Source organism: Nonomuraea sp. NPDC050383 (genome assembly GCF_044459125.1).
GTDB lineage: Bacteria > Actinomycetota > Actinomycetes > Streptosporangiales > Streptosporangiaceae > Nonomuraea.
Genome location: NZ_JBITIP010000001.1, coordinates 580567 through 599807 on the forward strand (window position 1 = coordinate 580567; position 19241 = coordinate 599807).

Sequence of the window (19241 nt, forward strand, 5' to 3'; positions counted from 1 at the left end):
GGGGGGGGGGGGGGGGGCGGGGCGGCGCTGGGGCGGGGGCTTGGCGCGCCCCGCCGCCGTCCCCCCCACCGGCGCGGGGCGGGCGGGGGGGCCGGCGGGCCCCGCCCCCCGGCTGCGCGGCCCTGCTCCCGGTCAGTCCTGTTCCTGGCCGCGCGCCAGCCACAGGTCGGGGCCGAAGACCTCGTGGTGGACGTCGCGGGGCGTGACGCCCGCCGCGATGAGCTGGGCGCGGGCGTCGCGCATGAACGGCAGCGGCCCGCACAGGTAGGCGACGGCCTCTCGGGGATCTCGACGCCGGCCAGGTCCATCCGCCCGGCCCGCGCGCCCTGCCCGGCGTCCTCGCCTCCCAGGTCCTCGTACCAGAAGACGCGCTCGCCCGCCGGCAGTCCGTCGGCCAGGCGGGCCATGTCGGCGCGCAGCGCGTGGGCCGCCTGCGAGGTGTCGGCGTGCAGGACCAGGACGCGGCGGAACGGGCGCCGGCCGGCCGCATCACGAGGCGCAGGGAGATGTCGGTGAAGGCCGTCAGCCGCATACCCCTGCCGTAGGCGCATCGGGCCACCACCCCGGCACGCCAAGGCATGCCGGGGTGGAGCGGGCCGCGACCGGGCTAGTTGGCGTGGGAGACGGCGGAGCCGATGGTGTGGACGCGCAGGGCGTTGGTGGAGCCGGGCGTGCCGGGAGGCGAGCCGGCCACGATGACGACCTTGTCGCCCTTCTCCAGCCGCCCGAGCGACAGCAGCGACGCCTCCACCTGACGCACCATGTCGTCGGTGTGGTGGACGAACGGCACATGGAACGTCTCCACGCCCCACGTCAGCGAGAGCTGGCCGCGCACATGCGGGGCGGAGGTGAAGGCGATCAGCGGGATCGGCGAGCGGTAGCGGGCCAGGCGGCGGGCCGTCTCGCCCGACATGGTGAACGCGATCAGCGCCTTGGCGCCGACTATCGCGCCCACCTCGGCGGCGGCGCGGGCGATGGCGCCGCCCGTCGTCTCCGGCAGACGCTCCAGGGAGTGGGTGGCGCGCAGCGAGTGCTCCTCGGCCGCGCGGGCGATGCGGTCCATGGTGGACACGGACTCGATGGGATAGCTGCCGACCGAGGTCTCGCCGGAGAGCATGACCGCGTCGGCGCCGTCCATGACCGCGTAGGCGACGTCGGACGCCTCGGCGCGCGTGGGGCGGGGCGCGTTCATCATCGAGTCGAGCATCTGGGTGGCGACGATGACCGGGCGGGCCTTCTCGCGGCACAGCTCGATGATGCGCCGCTGCACGATCGGCACCTGCTCCAGCGGCAGCTCCACGCCGAGGTCGCCGCGGGCGACCATGATGCCGTCGAACGCCTCGACGATCTCGGGCAGGCGGTCGACGGCCTGCGGCTTCTCGATCTTGGCGAGCAGCGGCAGGCGGACGGCCTCCTGCTCCATGATGTTGCGCACCACGTCGGCGTCGGAGGGGCGGCGGACGAACGACAGGGCGATCATGTCGCACCCGGTGCGCAGCGCCCAGCGCAGGTCGGCCTCGTCCTTGTCGGTGAGCGCGGGCGCGCTGACGTTGACGCCCGGCAGGTTGAGGCCCTTGTTGTCGGAGATCATGCCGCCGATGACGACGCGGGTGACGACCCGGTCGCCGTCGACCCGGGTCGCCTCCAGCACGAGGCGGCCGTCGTCGACCAGGATCGTGTCGCCGGGGCGCACGTCGCCGGGCAGGCCCTTGTAGGTGGTGGAGACCTGCTCGCGGTCGCCGGGAACGTCCTCGGTGGTGATGGTGAAGACGTCGCCGAAGCCCAGCCGGACGGGCCCCTCCTCGAACTTGCCGACGCGGATCTTGGGTCCCTGCAGGTCGGCGAGCACGCCTACACCTCGGCCGAGGTCGGCCGCCACCTCCCTGACCCGGTCGTAGATCTCCCGGTGCAGCTCATGGGTGCCATGGCTCAGGTTGAAGCGTGCCACGTCCATGCCGGCGGAGATCAACTCGCGCAGGCGCTCAGGGGACGAGGTGGCGGGGCCTAGGGTGCAAACGATTTTCGCGCGACGAGTCACGAGTCCTACCTTAATTGGTACAGACCACTTGGCAGTCATGGACGACGGAGAACGTAGCCCGCGTAGCTCACCGTCACGACGGCCGCGAGGGCCAGGCGGACCACGCCGGAATACTGCTCCGGGTAGATGACTCCCTCGATGTAGTGGTCGATGAAGCCGCTGCGAGGCAGAGCCGGCAGGCCGGCCCCACGGCGGCCCCAGTCTTCCAGGACCGTCAGCGGGCAGTCGACGCCCGCGGTGACGGACAGCAGTGCCCAGCATACGACTGCCAGGTGGGCCCAGATCGTGCGCCTCCACCGCCAGGCGACGAACCCGCCCACAACGACGTAGGCGAGGAACGTGAAGTGCACCACCATCGCAAGGTCAGCGACCAGGCGATACGTCATTACTCCACGCTATTACTTCTTGACGGTGGCCTACTTCTCGACGGTGGCGGCCTTCAGCGCGTCCACGATCCCGTGGCCGTAGAAGCCGTTCTTGGCGGCGTCGCCCTCGCAGGTCTGAGTCTCGGTCTCGCCGTACACCTTGTAGACGTACGCGCGGGGACTGGGGCAGGCCTTCTGCCGGGCGGTGCGGTAGAGCAGCCGCTCGGTGGTGGCGGGGTCGAGTCCCACGCCGCCCTTGCCGGGCTTGCCGAAGCGGCTGACCAGCAGGGCCGCGACGCCGGTGGCGTGGGGTGCGGCCATGGAGGTGCCCTCCAGGTACTGGTAGTACGAGCAGGCGCCCTTGGCGCAGCTGCGGACGATCTCGGCGGACTTGGGCTTGCCGGAGCCGTCGAGCTTGCCGGCGGCGCGCAGCGCCGACTCGGGCGCGGCGGCCAGGATCCCCCGGACGGCGGAGGTGCCCTTGCCGTCGAGGGTGTCGCCGCCGGGCGCGGACAGGTCGGCCTGCTCGGTTCCGTAGTCGCTGTAGATGGCCTTGCGCCCGGACGGGCCGACGGCGGAGACGGAGATGACGCCCTTGGACTCGGCCGGCACGTTGAGGCAGGAGTTGTCGATCTTGCGGACCTTCTCGTCGCCGCGCGGGTAGCCGGGGCTGTCCCGGTCGACCTTGGGCCTGCCGAGGTCGGTGGCGCCGTTGCCGAGGGCGGAGACGAGCGTGACGCCCTTCTTGCGGGCATAGTCGAGGGCCCGCTGCATGCCGGTGATGATGGCGCGCTGCTCCAGCTGCTCCTTCTTGCTGTCGGCCTTGTTGTGGGCGCAGTTGAACAGCCACGGGTCCACGTAGTAGCTCATGTTGACGACGTCCACGCCGATGTCGCCGGCGTAGGTGAGCGCGTCGAGGCTGGCCTTGAGGAAGAAGTAGCCGGAGTCCTGGCCGGCCCGGATGTTGACCAGCCGGACGCCGGGCGCGACGCCGGCGATGCCGATGCCGTTGATGGGCGAGCCGATGGTGCTGGCCACGTGGGTGCCGTGTCCGTCGTCGTCGCGGTCGACCGGGTCCTTGCAGCCGCTGACCTCGCACGGGCCGTCGAGGGTGTCGCCGTTGCCGTCCTTGGGCCGGTCGGTGACGAAGTTGCGGCTGAGCGCGCGGTCGAAGTTGGGCGCGATGTCGGGGTGGGTGCCGTCGACGCCGGTGTCGATGATGCCGACGAGCACCTTCCTGCTGCCGTTGGTCTTGGCGTGCGCCTTGTCGGCGCCGATCATCCGCATGTCCCACTGACGGGAGGCGAGCGGCTCGCCGGAGGCTTCGCCGGTCGCGATCGACGGCCCGTCGGGGAAGGCTCCCCGGGAGTCGCCGGCCGAAGAGGAGACGGCATTCACGGAGCCGGCATTCACAGTGGCGGCGTTCACGGAGCCGCCGTTCGCAGAGGCGGCGTTCACAGAGCCGCCGTTCACAGAGGCGGCTGAGGCCGGGGGCGCCGCCGCGGTACGGCCGGAGGGGAAGCCGCGCCAGGAGGCGCCGGTGGAGGAGGCGTAGCCGATCGCGCGGTCGGTGGACACGCCCACGACGGCCGGGTCGTCGCCCAGCGCGTCGACGAAGGCGTCTCCCCCGCCCTCGGCGAGCAGGTAGCCGAGCCGGGCGTCGCCGCCGACGGCGTCGCCCCCGGCGCGGCTCACGGCGGCCCTGGCGTCGTCCTGCCGTCCGCCGGCGTAGAAGACGAGGTAGGAGGCCATCGGCGCGGCGGCGGGCGTGCTCGCGGGCCCGCACGCTGTGAGCGCGGCGACCGCGGTGACGGCCGCCAGGCCCGAGACAAGTCGCCGCATTCTTCCCCCATTCGCCGCGCTTGCGCAGATTTCGCATCCTTCCGGCACATGGCCGAGGATGCAACTCAGGCGCCGACCGGCGGCCCGGGGGTGAAGCGCACGGGCATCGTCTCGTACCCGGAGACGAAGTTGGCGGGACGGAGGGCGGGCTCTCCCCCGGAGGCAGGCTCCATGTCGGGAAACCGCCGCAGCAGCCGCTCGACCATCGTGCGGACCTCCAGCCGGGCCAGGCTGTTGCCCAGGCAGAAGTGGCTGCCGAAGCCGAAGGCGATGTGGTCGTTCGGAGTGCGTGCCACGTCGAAGCGGTACGGGTCGGCGAAGACGGTCTCGTCGCGGTTGGCCGACGGGTAGAGCAGCAGCACCTGCTCGCCCTCGCGCAGCCGCCGGCCGCCCAGCTCCGTGTCCGCGGTGACGGTGCGGTTCATGTTCTTGATCGGCGAGACCCAGCGAAGCATCTCCTCGACCGCCGCCGGGATGCGGGAGGGGTCCTCGGCGAGCGCTTGGCGCTGCCCGGGGTGGGTGAGGAGCTGGTAGACGCCGCCGGACAGGACGTGGCGCGTGGTCTCGTCGCCGCCGATGAGGATGAGCAGGCTCTCGTAGACGAGCGAGTCGTGGTCGAGCCGGTCGCCGTCGACCTGGGCGTGGACCAACGTGCTGATGAGGTCGTCGCGGGGGCAGGCGCGCCGGTCGGCGATCACCCGCCCCGCGTACGCCTCGTACTGCTCGAATGCCTCGCCGGCCCGCACGAGCAGCTCGCTGTCGGACTGCCCGACCAGGCCGCGCAGCATGTCGTCGGACCAGCGCATCAGCGCGTCCCTGTCCTGGGGCGCCACGCCCAGGGCGTCGCCGATGACGATCAGCGGGAGCGGGGCGGCGATGTCCCAGACGAAGTCGCACTCCCCCCGCTCGCACACCCGGTCGAGGATCTGGTCGCACAGCCGCCTGATCCGCTCGGCCTGGCCCGTCACACGGCGCGGCGTGAAGCCTCTGCTGACGAGCCGGCGGCGCAGGTGGTGCGCGGGGTCGTCCATGTCGATCATCATGGGGAGGGGGCCGGAGTCGGGCCGGATGCCCTGCGCGCTGGAGAACGTCCGGGGGTTCAGCGAGACGTGGCGGACGTCGCGGTAGGAGGCGACGCCCCACACCTGCCCGTCCCAGTAGACGGGGGCGTTCTCCCGCATCCAGCGCAGCTCCGCGTGCGGGTCGCGGCCCCAGAAGGCGCCGCTGGTGAGGTCGATGGCGTCGTTGACCGGATGACCTGGCACTGCTGCTCCCGCCCCTTCGCCGGCTGCCGCCTGTGCCACCCCACTCAACCAACCAAGCGATAGGTTGACAACCCCGGAACTGCAACTTTCAGGCCCCGCCCCGTGGGCTCACGGGAGCGCTCGGACAGGTGGGGGCCCGGCCGCGCCGCCGTCCCGTCCCGGCGCGCTCCGGCTTTCGCGCGAGAAGCCTTCGCAAAAGCGCCCCGGCTCTTTACGATGCGTTTCAGGAAACCGCTTTCCCGACTTGAGCGATAATTCGCCCCGTTTGACGACGGCCCGAAAGGACGGAAAGGCACCATGGCATTCAACACGCGGAAACTCCCCGCCTTCCGGCGAGCGGCGATCACCGGAGCCGCCGCCCTTCTCGCCCTGACCGTCTCCCACCCCGTCCAGGGCACGGCCCGGAACAGCGCGCCGGCGGCCGCCGCCGACGTGCCGCTCGGCTTCGCCTCCGTCAACGCCCTCGGGCAGAACGGCACCACCGGCGGCGCGGGCGGCCGGACCGTCACCGCGACGAACGCCGCCCAGTTCCTGGAGTACATCGACAGCCTCGAACCCCTGGTCATCCAGGTGTCGGGCACCATCTCCATCACCAGCAAGCAGGGGGTCCGCCCGAACAAGACCATCGTGGGCGTCGGCTCCTCCGACCACATCACCGGCGGCGGCCTCGACTTCTACCGGTCGTACAACGTGATCGTGCGCAACCTCCGCTTCACCGACGCCGAGGACGACGCCGTCAACATCGGGCAGCAGTCGCACCACATCTGGATCGACCACAACACCTTCTCCGGCGCGGTGGACGGCTCGGTCGACATCGTGCGGGGCGCCGACTATGTCACCGTCTCCTGGAACCACTTCGACCATTCCGACAAGAGCATGCTGATCAGTCACTCCGACGGGGCGGCCGGCACCGACGTCGGCCACCTGAAGGTGACCATCGACCACAATTTCTTCGACCACAGCCGCCAGCGGCATCCGCGCGTCCGGTTCGGCGAGCCGGTGCACGTGCTCAACAACTACTTTCTCAGCAACGAGCTGTACGGCGTGGCCTCGACGGAGAACGCCGGGGTGCTGGTCGAGGGCAACTACTTCGAGAATGTCGCGCATCCGCTCCACTCGGCCGGCGGGTACGCCGACAGCGGCCCCGGGCGGGCCGTCCAGCGCGGCAACGTCTTCGTCGGCTCGGGCACGCCGGAGACGGCGGGCACGGTCGTGGAGCCGCGCACGTACTACCCGTACACGGTGGACCCCGCGCAGAGCGTCCCGGCGGCGGTGCGGGCCGGCGCGGGCGCGGGCAAGCTCGCGGTCGCGGCCGGGCAGGGCGCGCCGCTCTGACGGCGGACCGCGAGCTCGCCGACTGCGCGACCGGCTCCATCACGTGGTCGGTGGACGGCGTGGTCACCCGCACGCTGACGGCCGCCGCGGCCGGCACCATGTGGGGGCAGTCGTTCCGCCACGTCCGCGTCCGCCAGAAGCCGCCGGCCTGACAGGTCCCGCACACGCCGGAACGCCCGCCCGGACCAGGTCCGGGCGGGCGTCGCCGTGCGGCAAAGGGCGCGTCAGACGAGCGGGCGCGCCGTGGGCAGGATCGGATACGGCAAGGCCGTCTCGCCGGTGAGGTACCGGTCCACGCCGGAGGCGGCGGCGCGGCCCTCGGCGATGGCCCAGACGATCAGCGACTGGCCGCGGCCCATGTCGCCCGCGACGAAGACGCCGTCCACCTTGGACATGTACGTCTTGTCGCGCGCCACGTTGCCCCGGGGGTCGTAGAAGCCGTCGCCGGCGACCTCGGCGAGGTCCTCCAGCAGGGCGCCCTTCTCCGGGCCGAGGAAGCCCATGGAGAGGGTGACCAGCTCGGCCGGGATCTCCCGCTCGCTGCCCGGGACGGGGCTGAAGCCGTTCTGCGGCCCCTCGACCTCGACCAGGCGCAGCGCGCGGACGTTGCCGGCCTCGTCGCCGACGAACGCGGTGGTGGAGACCGCGTAGACGCGGTCTCCGGCGCCGCTCTCCAGCTCCTCGTGCGCGCTCTCCATCTTGAACAGGATGGGGAACGTCGGCCACGGCTGGCTGCCGGGCCGCGACGCCGGCGGCCTCGGCATGATCTCCAGCTGGGTGACCGAGCGGGCGCCCTGGCGGATGGCCGTGCCGATGCAGTCGGCGCCGGTGTCCCCGCCGCCGATCACCACGACGTGCTTGTCCTTGGCCGTGATGGGCGCCTCGGCGAGGTCGCCCTCCTGGACCTTGTTGGACAGCGGCAGGTACTCCATCGCCTGGTGCACGCCGTTCAGCTCGCGGCCCGGGACGGGCAGGTCGCGCCACTGGGTGGCGCCGCCCGACAGCACGACCGCGTCGAACTGCTCGCGCAGCTCGGCGGCCGTGACGTCCACGCCGACGTTGACGCCGGTGCGGAACTCGGTGCCCTCGGCGCGCATCTGGGCGAGCCTGCGGTCGATGTGCCGCTTCTCCATCTTGAACTCGGGGATGCCGTAGCGCAGCAGGCCGCCGACGCGGTCGGCCCGCTCGAACACCACCACGTCGTGCCCGGCGCGGGTGAGCTGCTGGGCGGCGGCCAGCCCGGCGGGGCCGGAGCCGACCACCGCGACGCGCTTGCCGGTCCTGCGGACCGGCGGCTGCGGCGTCACCCAGCCCTCGGCGAACGCCCGGTCGATGATCTCGACCTCGACCCGCTTGATCGCCACCGGGTCGGAGTTGATGCCGAGCACGCACGCCGCCTCACACGGAGCCGGGCAGAGCCTGCCGGTGAACTCCGGGAAGTTGTTGGTGGCGTGCAGCCGCTCGATCGCCTCCCGCCAGTCGGTGCGGAAGACCAGGTCGTTCCACTCGGGGATGAGGTTGCCGAGCGGGCAGCCGTTGTGGCAGAACGGGATGCCGCAGTCCATGCAGCGGGCCGCCTGCTTGGTCAGCTTCTCCTGCGGGAAGTCCTGGTAGACCTCCTGCCAGTCGCTGATGCGGACGTCCACGGGGCGGCGCGCCGGCAGCTCGCGGTCGTACGTGAGAAACCCCTTGGGGTCGGCCATCGGTTACGCCTCCCTTAACCCTGAACCGCAGCGGACATGACCGCTTCGTCGACGTCGCGGCCCTCGACGCGGGCGGCTTCGGCCGCCAGCAGGACCCTCTTGTAGTCGGTCGGCATGATCTTGCCGAACCGGCCGAGCGCGGACTGCCAGTCGGCGAGCAGCTCCTTGGCCGCCGGCGAGCCGGTCTCGGCGAAGTGCTTCTCGACCGTCTCGCGCAGGAACTCGGCGTCCTCCTCGGTGAGCTCCTCCACGGCGACCATCTCGCGGTTGACCCGCTCGGGCCGCAGGTCGAGCAGGTAGGCGACGCCGCCGGACATGCCGGCCGCGAAGTTGCGGCCGGTCGGGCCGAGGACGACGACCCTGCCGCCGGTCATGTACTCGCAGCCGTGGTCGCCGACGCCCTCGACGACGGCGGTGGCGCCCGAGTTGCGCACGCAGAACCGCTCGCCGACGACGCCGCGGACGAACACCTCGCCGGAGGTCGCGCCGTACAGGGCGACGTTGCCGGCGATGATGTGGCCGTCGAGCGGCGCCTCGTCGTGCGGGCGGACCGTGATGCGGCCGCCGGACAGACCCTTGCCGAGGTAGTCGTTGGCGTCGCCGGTCAGCCGCAGCGTGACGCCGCGCGGCAGGAACGCGCCGAGCGAGTTGCCCGCCGAGCCGGTGAAGGAGATGTCGATCGTGTTGTCGGGCAGGCCGGCTCCGCCGTACCGCTTGGTCACCTGGTGGCCGAGCATGGTGCCGACCGTGCGGTTGACGTTGCGGATGGGCAGCTCCAGCGTGACGGGGGTGCCGTCGTTGAGCGCTCCCTCGGCGAGCTGGATGAGCGTGTTGTCGAGGGCGTGCTGGAGGCCGTGGTCCTGCTCGATCGTGCGCCGCAGCGGGGTGCCCTCGGGCAGCTCCGGCCGGTGCAGGATCGGCGACAGGTCCAGGCCGGCTGCCTTCCAGTGGTTCTCGGCCGCGGAGACGTCGAGCAGCTCGGCGTGGCCGATGGCCTCGTCCAGCGAGCGGAAGCCGAGCTCGGCGAGGTACTCGCGGATCTCCTCGGCGATGAACTCGAAGAAGTTCACCACGAACTCGGGCTTGCCGCTGAAGCGCTTGCGCAGCTCGGGGTTCTGCGTGGCGACGCCCACGGGGCAGGTGTCGAGGTGGCAGACCCGCATCATGACGCAGCCGGACACGACGAGCGGAGCGGTGGCGAAGCCGTACTCCTCGGCGCCGAGCAGGGCGGCGATGACGACGTCGCGGCCGGTCTTGAGCTGGCCGTCGACCTGCACGACGATGCGGTCGCGCAGCCCGTTGAGCAGCAGCGTCTGCTGGGTCTCGGCCAGGCCGAGCTCCCAGGGCGCGCCCGCGTGCTTGAGCGAGGTGAGCGGGGAGGCGCCGGTGCCGCCGTCGTGCCCGGAGATGAGCACCACGTCGGCGTGCGCCTTGGACACGCCCGCCGCGACCGTGCCGACCCCGACCTCGGCGACGAGCTTGACGTGCACGCGCGCCGCGGGGTTGGAGTTCTTCAGGTCGTGGATGAGCTGGGCGAGGTCCTCGATGGAGTAGATGTCGTGGTGCGGCGGCGGCGAGATGAGGCCGACGCCTGGCGTGGAGTGCCGCGTCTTGGCGACCCACGGGTAGACCTTGTGGCCGGGCAGCTGGCCGCCCTCACCGGGCTTGGCGCCCTGGGCCATCTTGATCTGCAGGTCGGCGGCGTTGACGAGGTACTCGCTGGTGACGCCGAACCGGCCGGAGGCCACCTGCTTGATGGCCGACCTGCGCTCGGGGTCGTAGAGGCGCTCGGGGTCCTCGCCGCCCTCGCCGGTGTTGGACTTGCCGCCGAGCCGGTTCATCGCGATGGCGAGCGTCTCGTGCGCCTCCATCGAGATCGAGCCGTACGACATCGCGCCGGTGGAGAACCGCTTGACGATCTCGGAGACCGGCTCGACCTCCTCGATGGGGATCGGCGTCCGGCCGGTCTTGAACGTGAACAGGCCGCGCAGGGTCATGAGCCGCTCGGCCTGGGAGTCCACCATCTCGGTGTACTCCTTGAAGATCTCGTAGCGGCGCGTCCTGGTGGCGTGCTGCAGCTTGAAGACCGTCTCGGGGTTGAACAGGTGCGGCTCGCCCTCGCGCCGCCACTGGTACTCGCCCCCGACCTGGAGCCTGCGGTGCGCGTTGGGCACGTGCGGGTAGGCGTGGCGGTGCCGCTCGGCGACCTCGCGGGCCAGCACGTCGAAGCCGACTCCGCCGAGCCGGGAGGTGGTGCCGGTGAAGCAGGAGTCGATGACCTCCTGGCTCAGGCCGAGCGCCTCGAAGATCTGCGCGCCGGTGTAGGAGGCCACGGTCGAGACGCCCATCTTGGACATGACCTTGATGACGCCCTTGCCGTACGCCTTGATGAGGTTGCGCGCGGCCTTGCGCTTGTCGCCCGGGATGACGCCGGTCTCGACGAGGTCCTCGACGGTCTCGATCGCGAGGTACGGGTTGACCGCGCCGGCGCCGTAGCCGATGAGCAGCGCCATGTGGTGGCACTCGCGGGCCTCGCCGGTCTCGATGACCAGGCCGATCTTGGTGCGGGTCTTCTCCTGGATCAGGTGGTGGTGCACCGCGCCGGTCAGCAGGAGCGCCGGGATGGGCGCCAGCTCGGCCGAGGAGCCGCGGTCGGACAGCACGATGATGCGCGCGCCCTCCGCGATCGCCTCGGACACCTCGGCGCGGATCTCCTCCAGGCGGTGCAGCAGCGCCTCGCCGCCGCCCGACACCTGGTAGAGGCCGGAGACGACGTGCGGGTGGAAGCCGGGCAGGTCGCCCTCGTCGTTGATGTGGATGATCTTCGCGAGCTCGTCGTTGTCGATCACCGGGTACGGCAGGACGAGCTGGCGGCAGGAGGTGGGGCCGGGGTCGAGCAGGTTGCCCTCGGGGCCGAGCACGCTGGCCAGCGAGGTGACCAGCTCCTCGCGGATGGCGTCCAGCGGCGGGTTGGTGACCTGCGCGAACAGCTGCGTGAAGTAGTCGAACAGCAGCCGCGGCTTCTCGCTGAGCACCGCGACGGGCGTGTCGGTGCCCATCGAGCCGATCGGCTCGGCGCCCGTCTTCGCCATCGGCGACAGGATGATCCGCAGCTCTTCCTCGGTGTAGCCGAAGGTCTGCTGCCGCTTGACCAGCGCCTCGTGGGTCGGGACCTCCCGCTGGCGGGCGGGCAGCTCCTCGAAGCGCACCAGGCCGGCGTGCAGCCAGTCCTCGTACGGCAGCTCGGCGGCGAGCTCGGCCTTGATCTCGTCGTCCTCGATGATCTTGCCGCGGGCGGTGTCGATGAGGAACATCCGGCCGGGCTGCAGGCGGCCCTTGCGCACCACGTCGCCGGGGGCGAAGTCGAGCACGCCGGCCTCGGAGGCCAGCACGACCAGGCCGTCGGCGGTCACCCAGAAGCGGCCGGGGCGCAGGCCGTTGCGGTCGAGGACGGCGCCGGCGAGCGTGCCGTCGGTGAAGGTGATCGAGGCGGGACCGTCCCACGCCTCCATCATCGAGGAGTGGAACTCGTAGAAGGCCCGGCGGGCCGGGTCCATCTCGGTGTGGTTCTCCCACGCCTCCGGGATCATCATGAGCACGGCGTGCGGGAGGCTCCGGCCGCCGATGTGCAGCAGCTCCAGCGCCTCGTCGAAGCTGGCGGTGTCGCTGCCGTCCGGGTCGCAGATCGGGAAGAGCCGCGAGATGTCGCCCGGGATGTGGGCGGAGGACAGCATCGCCTCGCGGGCGCGCATCCAGTTGCGGTTGCCCTTGACCGTGTTGATCTCGCCGTTGTGCGCGATGTAGCGGTACGGGTGGGCCAGCGGCCAGCTCGGGAACGTGTTGGTGGAGAAGCGCGAGTGGACCAGCGCGATCGCCGTCTCGTAGCGCTCGTCGGCCAGGTCGGGGAAGAACGGCTCGACCTGCTCGGGGGTGAGCATGCCCTTGTAGACGATCGTCCGGGAGCTCAGCGAGGGGAAGTACACGCCGGCCTCGTGCTCGGCGCGCTTGCGCAGGCAGAAGGCCAGGCGGTCGAGCTCGATGCCCGACTCGCCGGCCGGGCCGGCGACGAACAGCTGCGCGAAGTGCGGCATGACCGCCCGCGCGCTCGGCCCGGGAAGGGCCCGGTCGACCGGCACCTCGCGCCAGCCGAGCACGGTCAGGCTCTCCTCGGCGGCGAGCTGCTCGATCAGCCGCACGGCGGCGGCGCGCTCGTCCTCGCCGGCCGGCAGGAACGCCATGCCGGCGGCGTAGCGACCGGCCTCGGGCAGCGCGAAGTCCACGCTCCCGCGCAGGAAGGCATCGGGGATCTGCGTGAGGATGCCGGCTCCGTCGCCGGTGTCCGGCTCGCTACCCTTCGCCCCCCGGTGGTCGAGATTGAGGAGCGCCGTCAGCGCCTTGACCACGATCCCGTGCCCGCGGCGGCCGGCGACGTCGGCCACCATGGCCACGCCACAGGCGTCATGCTCGTTGGCGGGGTGGTAAAGGCCCTGGGGCTCAGGAAACCCGAGGTGGGCAGCAGGCATTGAATCCCTCCCGTCGTCATCGTCTGTCCAGAACTGCTCAACAGGCGGGGACGACGTTGGCCCTGCTGCGTTGTGCGTAGAGGTTACCGCACCCATCTCACATGGTGCCCGCTCTGTCCGCATTGCGAACATTGCACCTATCTGGAGCTGGGCATATCCACTCGGGCAACACCGTAAACCATGCCCCGAATTCCCTTGCGCGGGGCCGATAGGGTTTCAGGCATGGACCGTGACGGAGTGGAGCGGCTGCTCACCGAGGCCGGGGTGGACAGCAGGCGGCTCAGGCACGCCCTCACCCTCCTGTGCGACGGCCAGTGGTGGACCCTGGCGGACCTGGTCCGGGAGACCGCCACCTCGCGGCGGACGATCGAGGCGCTGCTGCGCGAGGTGCGGCTGGAGCGCTCCGGCGACGAGCGCTTCCGGGTGCCGCCCGCCGACTCCCCCGGCTACCAGGACCTGCTGGCCATGGCCCCGCCGCCCGAGGACCCGGTCGCCCACCTGCTGCCCCACTACCGGCACGTGCTGGAGCGGCTGACGGAGCTCGTCGCGTCCGGCCCGCGCTCACGGCACGCGCTCGACCACGTGGCCGCCACCCCCGAGACCGTGCTGCGCCGGGCGCTGCTGCTCGGCGCCCGGTTCTGGCTGCCCGGCGCGCGGCTGCTGTGCGTGGGCGACCACGACCTGACCTCGCTGGCCGTCAAGCTCGTCCACCCCGAGACCGACGTCACCGTCGTCGACATCGACGAGCGCATCCTGCGCCACATCGACGCCCAGGACCTCGGGGTCCACACCCGCTGGGCCGACCTGCGGCTCGGCCTGCCGCCGTCCGCGACGGACCACGACCTGGCCGTCACCGACCCGCCGTACACGCCGGAGGGGGTGGGGCTGTTCGTGGCCCGCGCCCTGGAGGGCGTCAAGCCGGACGGGCGGGTGCTGCTGGCGTACGGGGCGAGCGAGCGCACGCCGGCGCTGGCCCTGAAGGTGCAGGGGGCGCTGTCAGCGCTCAACCTCGCCTACGAGGCGATCTATCCGGACTTCAACCGCTACGACGGCGCGGAGGCCATCGGCTCGGCCGCCGACCTGTACGTGCTGCGGCCCACCTCCCGCACCCGTCCCGCGGTGGCCGCCCGCGTCGAGCGGCTCTCGACCGCCATCTACACGCAGGGCCCGCAGTCGGTCGAGTCCGCCGCGCCGGTCTCCCCGGTCCCGGCCGAGGCCGCCGAGGGGGCCGACCTGCTGGTCGGCGACTGGCCCAAGGAGCTGCCGCAGCCGCGGGTCAAGATCACCACGTGGCTCGCCAAGCCCTACGCCGCCGCCGTCCGCCGGGTGGCCGTCGCGGTGCCGCCCGGCCTGGAGGCGGCGCTGCCGCGCCTGCTCCTGGCCACCCGCGCCGAGCACGTGCGGGCCCGCCTCGCGGAGCAGGCCGGGCCGCTGCCGGAGTTCCTGTCCGCGGTGTACGCGACGACCGGCGCCGGCGACGTGGTGGAGGCGGTACGGCAGCCGCAGCCCGCGGACGCGGCGGGAGCGGCGCTGCGGCGCATCCTCGACAACGCCCACGGACGGCTGGCCAACACCTGGCGCGAGGCGCTCATCGCCCTGGCCCGCGAGCAGGGCGCCACGCTCACCAAGAACGAGGCCCGCGCCCTGATCCGGCAGACGGCCCCGTGGGCGGAGGGCCTGACGCCGCTGGAGGCGCCCCTGCACCGCCTCGAGAGCCTCCCCGCCCAGGTGGCCGCCACGGTCAGGGCCCTGTCCGGCACCCTTCCCGGCTGACGGGCGCGCGCCGGCCGACCGCGTGACCTCCTACGACGCGACGGGGGACGGCTGGACCGGGTCGGCGGCCAGGGCGAACGTCTCGACCAGCTCCGTGCACGTCCCGTGCTCGCCCATGACGCACAGCGCCAGCGTGTCGTACGTCGCGGTGAACGACTCGGCCGGCGGCAGGGTCCCGTCCTCGGCCCGCCGTCCCCGCTCCCGGAACCGGGTGATCGTGACGTGCGGGCGGAACAGGTCGCCCACCTCGTCGTAGCCGTACCTGTCGAGGTTGTCGCGGGCGGGGGGCGGGGCGGTGAGCCGGTGGTCGGCGAGCACGCGGCCGACCGGGTCGAGGCGGCGCAGGCCGGTGCGCAACGGGGCGAGGGCGGCGATGACGTCCTCCTGCAGCCGTGTGACGGCGCCGGTCTTGACGTAGAACAGCTCGAACATGCCGTGCTCGTTGCCCGCGAACCGGTCGGCCACCAGATGGAGCGCGGGCGTGCGCGCGCTGATGTCGCGCAGCCGCTCGACCGCGGCGGCGCACCGGGCCGCCGTGAAATTGGCCATGTAGAGCGAGACGTGCGGGTACGGCCCGTCCTCGCGCAGGACGAACTCGGTGGGGGCCGGCTCGGCGCATCTCCGGCTCAGCTCGGCGGAGCGGGCGTTGACGTCCGGCGGCGGGAGGAGCACCACGTCGTAGACCGGGAGATCGTCCATACCGCCCATGGTAGGGACCGTTCGGAGAATCAGTGATCCTCATTCCTGCTTCGCCGGCATCTGCCCCGATCGCTCGAGGTCTTACGTCACCTCCACAGGCGGTTAACGTCTCCGGGGAACTGCCCGGCGACGTGGATCCATGCGGCGTCCTGCTCGAGAGTCATGGCGTTGAGCAAGTTGCGGGCGGCGTTGACATCCCGGTTGTGACTGAGGCCGCAACCGCACGTCCACGACCTGTCGGCTAGCGTCAACTCCCGGTTGATGGCTCCGCAGCCACCGCACAGCCTCGAGGACGGGAACCAGCGGTCCGCCGCCCACACGCTCGATCCGTACCACGCGGCTTTGTACTCGAGTTGGCGAAAGAACTCGCCGAACCCGAGATCGGAGATCGCTCGAGCGAGCCGCCGGTTCTTCACGAGCCCGGCGACGTTGAGGGTTTCGACAGCGAGGGCTCGCTTGGATCTCGCGAGCATCGTCGTCGTCTTGTGCAGGAAGTCCGCCCTCCGGTTGGCCACTTCAAGGTGGACCTTGGCAAGCTTCTTGATGGCCTTGGCCCGGTTGCTTGAGCCGAGACGTTTCCTCGAGATCACCTTGCCCGCCTTTTGCACCTTGCGGAGCGCGGCCTTGAGCGGCCTGGGAGCGTCGATCTGCGTCACAGTGCCGTCGTCGTCCACGATCGTGGCGAACGTCTTCACTCCGACATCGATCCCGCACGCTGGCGCGTCGCTCGAGACTGCGCGCTTGGTGTTGATGCCGGTCCGGTCGATCTCGAGTTGGAACGACACCCACCAGCGGCCCGCCTGCTCGCGGACCGTGGAGCCGATGACCCGAGCCTGGCCGTCCGCGATGCGATCGGCCAGCCACGACATGTCCTCGAGCGTGTGCACCCTGCCAACGCCTGGCAGCCTGACCGTTCGAGCTGTCTCGGGACGGGCGCGGTCAGCGTCGTAGCGGAACCTCGAGCCCTGCTTGCGCTTGCGCCAGCCCGGGAAGCCGACCTTCCGACCTTTGCGTCTACCGGATCTGGAGTCGAAGAAGTTCTTGAACCCGGCCGCCCGGACCCTGCACGCCTCCTTCGGTACCCTCGATGACAGTCTCTCCCCGGCGAACCACGGGTAGCGGTCACGATGCTCAAGACGCCACAGGCACTCGAACGCAGGAGCCGACCACGGGACTGGAGTCAGATCTGCGGCGGGAATGCCGTAGGTCTTCTCAGCCTCGCGCTGCTCAAGCGCAGCCTTCACCTTCTCCAGGCAGAAGTTCTCCACCACCCGGGAAAGGCCCGCGTGCTGCCCGAGCCGTGCACGTTGCTCGCGAGTCGGGGCCAGTTCGACACGGTAGCCCTGCCGGACGCTCACCGCGCCCACTCGGAAAGCTTCACACGCCAACGATCCCAGTTGCAGCGTTGAAATACTGATGACTTCGCTAACAGCAAGAGGCCCCAGGCGCGATCCGCTCGCCCGCGAGGCGCCGTCCTATCATGGGAGGAGCGCCGTAAGGGGGTGCCGCATGCGGGTCGACGTGGTCGTGGAGACGCCCGGGGGGTCGCGCAACAAGTACGAGATGGACCAGGCCATCCAGCGGATCCGGCTGGACCGGCTGCTGTTCACCGCGACCGCCTACCCCTACGACTACGGGTACGTCACGGAGACCCTGGCCGAGGACGGCGACCCGCTGGACGCCATGGTGCTCCTGGAGACGCCCACGTTCCCCGGGTGCGTGATCTGCGCGCGGCCGATCGCGGCGTTCTGGATGACCGACGAGGGCGGGCCGGACGCGAAGATCCTCTGCGTCCCGGCCGGCGACCCGCGCGCGGACCACGTGCGCGACCTGGAGGACGTGCAGTGGTACGTGCTCAACGAGATCGGCCACTTCTTCGACGTGTACAAGGACCTGGAGCCCGGCAAGAGCAGCAGCACCCGGGGCTGGGAGCCCCGGCAGTGCGCCGAGGAGATCATCGGCGAGGCGGTGCGCCGGGCCGGCGAGGGCCGCTGACCCCTCGCCCCGTGCCCCCCATCACACGAGGCTCTGGCCGCCGTCCACGGTGATCACCTGCCCCGTGACGTACGGGTTGGCCATGAGGAACAGGGCCGACGCGGCCGCCTCCTCCGCGGTGCCGTACCTGCCGAGCAGGGTGCCCGAGCCGGCGGCGGCGATGGCGGCGTCGGTGGCCAGCCCCGAGGCGCCGCGCATCAGCGGCGTGTCGATCACGCCGTAGCGGACGGCGTTCACCCGCACCCGGCGGGCCGCGAGCTCGACGGCGAGCCCGCGGGTGAAGGTCTCGACGGCCCCGATGGCCGCCAGCGGGCCGGTCATGCCGGGGGTCGGGCGCAGCGCGTACGTACCCGAGCTGAACGTGATCGAGCCGCCCGCGGGGAGCCGCCCGGCCGCCAGGCGGGCGGCGGTGAAGGCGCCCCAGACCCGCTCCTCGAAGACCGCGCGGACGTCGCCGGCCGAGACCTCGGTGACGGGCCCGAAGGCCACCAGGCCGCCACTCGTGACGAGCACGTGGTCGACGGAGCCGGCCCCGTCGAAGGCACGGGCCAGCGCCTCCTCGTCGCCCCCGTCGGCCGCCACGCCGAGCACCCCGTCGTCCGCCGGCGCGTCACCGTCCCCCTGCGCCTTGTCGTCTCCCCGGGCCTGGCCCTGGCCGTCTTCCCGGGCCTGGCCGTCTTCCCGGGCCTGGTCGTCCTTCCGGGCCTGGTCGGCGGCGGACGAGCCCGCCGCCTCGCGGACGCGGGCGACCGCCGCGGCCAGCCGTGCGGGGTCACGGCCGACCAGCACCACCCGGCCGCCGAGTCCGCGCAGCAGGGTGGCCGCGGCCAGGCCGATCCCCGAGCTGCCGCCCACGACGACGGTCGTCGAGCCGCCGAGGCCCGTGGGCAGCGGTGAGCGTACGGGAATGGAAGAGGGAGCGGGTGGGGTGGCGATGGCGGTCGTCATGACGTTCCTCCGAAAGTAAACCATCTGGTTGGTTTAGACCCTGCCCGCATTCCGCCACCAGTGTCAACTGGATGGTTTAATTCAGGGCATGGGCTACGACGCGGAGGCCACCCGGCGGCGCATCTTCGAGGCCGCCACCGCCGAGTTCGCCGCCTGCGGCCTGGCCGGGGCGCGGGTCGAGCGGATCGCCGCCGCCGCCAGGGCCAACAAGCAGGCCATCTACCTGTACTTCGGCGGCAAGGAGAAGCTGTTCGGCGCGGTCGTGCGCGCCAAGGTGGACGAGGTGTGCCACACCGGCTCGATCGACCCGAACGCGCTGGGCGAGTCCGTCGGGCAGCTCTTCGACTGGTACCAGCAGCATCCGGAGTTGATCCGGATGCTGCTGTGGGAGGCGCTGGAGAACGGCGCCGGCCCGCTCCAGGGCGAGGACGAGCGACGCGCCGCGTACCGGGACAACGTGCGCGACCTGGTCGGCTCGGGCGTCGCCGCGGACCTGGACGAGCCGGCGCGCACCCGCGCCGCGCAGGACTGGATGTTCACGCTGCTCGGCCTGGTGGCGTGGAACTTCGCGGTGCCGCAGCTCTGCCGCCTGGTGCTGGACGAGGACGACGAGCGGGCCGCCCTCGCACGCCGCCGCGCGGCCGTGGTCGCCGCCGCCCGCGCCCTCGCCGCCCAGCGTCCGATGGAGGCGAGCCGTCCGAGCTGAGGTTTCAGGGCTCGCCCGGCGGCCGTCACGCTCGAACCCGCACGGGCCG

Annotated in this window: 13 protein-coding genes; 4 read left to right on the forward strand and 9 right to left on the reverse strand. The window is 71.8% G+C overall.

Annotated elements, in window-relative coordinates; genetic code table 11:
- Nucleotides 1-607 precede the first annotated feature (607 nt).
- The 4 genes from pyk to ACIBG4_RS02600 all read right to left on the reverse strand — a co-directional run bounded on the left by pyk (nt 608) and on the right by ACIBG4_RS02600 (nt 5510).
- Nucleotides 608-2038: a pyruvate kinase gene (gene pyk / locus ACIBG4_RS02585; protein WP_310709249.1), complete on the reverse strand. Its 1431-nt coding sequence runs from the start codon at nt 2036-2038 to the stop codon at nt 608-610.
- 35 nt (nt 2039-2073) lie between these two features.
- Nucleotides 2074-2424, reverse strand: coding sequence for a DUF2784 domain-containing protein (locus ACIBG4_RS02590; protein WP_397200355.1), 351 nt, complete (start codon nt 2422-2424; stop codon nt 2074-2076).
- Between the two features lie 30 nt (nt 2425-2454).
- Entirely contained in the window at nt 2455-4245 is a 1791-nt protein-coding gene (locus ACIBG4_RS02595; RefSeq protein WP_397200356.1) for a S8 family serine peptidase, read from the reverse strand.
- Nucleotides 4246-4310: 65 nt separating this feature from the next.
- Complete coding sequence (locus ACIBG4_RS02600) at nt 4311-5510, reverse strand: cytochrome P450 (protein ID WP_397200358.1); 1200 nt, start codon at nt 5508-5510, stop codon at nt 4311-4313.
- A 297-nt stretch (nt 5511-5807) separates the two neighbouring features.
- Here ACIBG4_RS02600 and ACIBG4_RS02605 point away from each other — a divergent pair, with 297 nt between their 5' ends.
- The gene (locus tag ACIBG4_RS02605) at nt 5808-6845 is read left to right on the forward strand and encodes a polysaccharide lyase family 1 protein (protein ID WP_397200359.1); all 1038 of its coding nucleotides are present in this window, start codon (nt 5808-5810) and stop codon (nt 6843-6845) included.
- 224 nt (nt 6846-7069) lie between these two features.
- On the opposite strand, the gene ACIBG4_RS02610 is transcribed toward ACIBG4_RS02605, so the two are convergent.
- Together ACIBG4_RS02610 and gltB are read right to left on the reverse strand one after the other, a co-directional pair.
- Nucleotides 7070-8548, reverse strand: coding sequence for a glutamate synthase subunit beta (locus ACIBG4_RS02610; RefSeq protein ID WP_397200360.1), 1479 nt, complete (start codon nt 8546-8548; stop codon nt 7070-7072).
- 14 nt (nt 8549-8562) lie between these two features.
- Entirely contained in the window at nt 8563-13071 is a 4509-nt protein-coding gene (gene gltB / locus ACIBG4_RS02615) for a glutamate synthase large subunit (RefSeq protein WP_397200361.1), read from the reverse strand.
- 222 nt (nt 13072-13293) lie between these two features.
- On the opposite strand from gltB, the gene ACIBG4_RS02620 reads away from it, so the two are divergent.
- Nucleotides 13294-14844 (forward strand): bis-aminopropyl spermidine synthase family protein, encoded by a 1551-nt coding sequence (locus tag ACIBG4_RS02620; protein WP_397200362.1) that lies wholly within the window; start codon nt 13294-13296, stop codon nt 14842-14844.
- Between the two features lie 30 nt (nt 14845-14874).
- On the opposite strand, the gene ACIBG4_RS02625 is transcribed toward ACIBG4_RS02620, so the two are convergent.
- Nucleotides 14875-15543: a hypothetical protein gene (locus ACIBG4_RS02625; protein WP_310709261.1), complete on the reverse strand. Its 669-nt coding sequence runs from the start codon at nt 15541-15543 to the stop codon at nt 14875-14877.
- Nucleotides 15544-15629: 86 nt separating this feature from the next.
- A complete protein-coding gene (locus ACIBG4_RS02630; RefSeq protein WP_397200363.1) occupies nt 15630-16910 on the reverse strand; it encodes an RNA-guided endonuclease InsQ/TnpB family protein in 1281 nt (426 codons plus the stop codon).
- Between the two features lie 142 nt (nt 16911-17052).
- On the opposite strand from ACIBG4_RS02630, the gene ACIBG4_RS02635 reads away from it, so the two are divergent.
- A complete protein-coding gene (locus ACIBG4_RS02635; RefSeq protein ID WP_397200364.1) occupies nt 17053-17538 on the forward strand; it encodes an inorganic diphosphatase in 486 nt (161 codons plus the stop codon).
- A gap of 21 nt (nt 17539-17559) precedes the next feature.
- Here the strand turns inward: ACIBG4_RS02635 and ACIBG4_RS02640 are convergent, their stop codons facing one another.
- On the reverse strand, nt 17560-18486 hold the full coding sequence (locus tag ACIBG4_RS02640) for an SDR family NAD(P)-dependent oxidoreductase (protein WP_397200365.1): 927 nt from the start codon (nt 18484-18486) through the stop codon (nt 17560-17562).
- Between the two features lie 88 nt (nt 18487-18574).
- Here ACIBG4_RS02640 and ACIBG4_RS02645 point away from each other — a divergent pair, with 88 nt between their 5' ends.
- Nucleotides 18575-19192, forward strand: a complete 618-nt coding sequence (locus ACIBG4_RS02645) for a TetR family transcriptional regulator (RefSeq protein WP_397200367.1) — start codon at nt 18575-18577, stop codon at nt 19190-19192.
- The last annotated feature ends 49 nt before the right edge of the window (nt 19193-19241 follow it).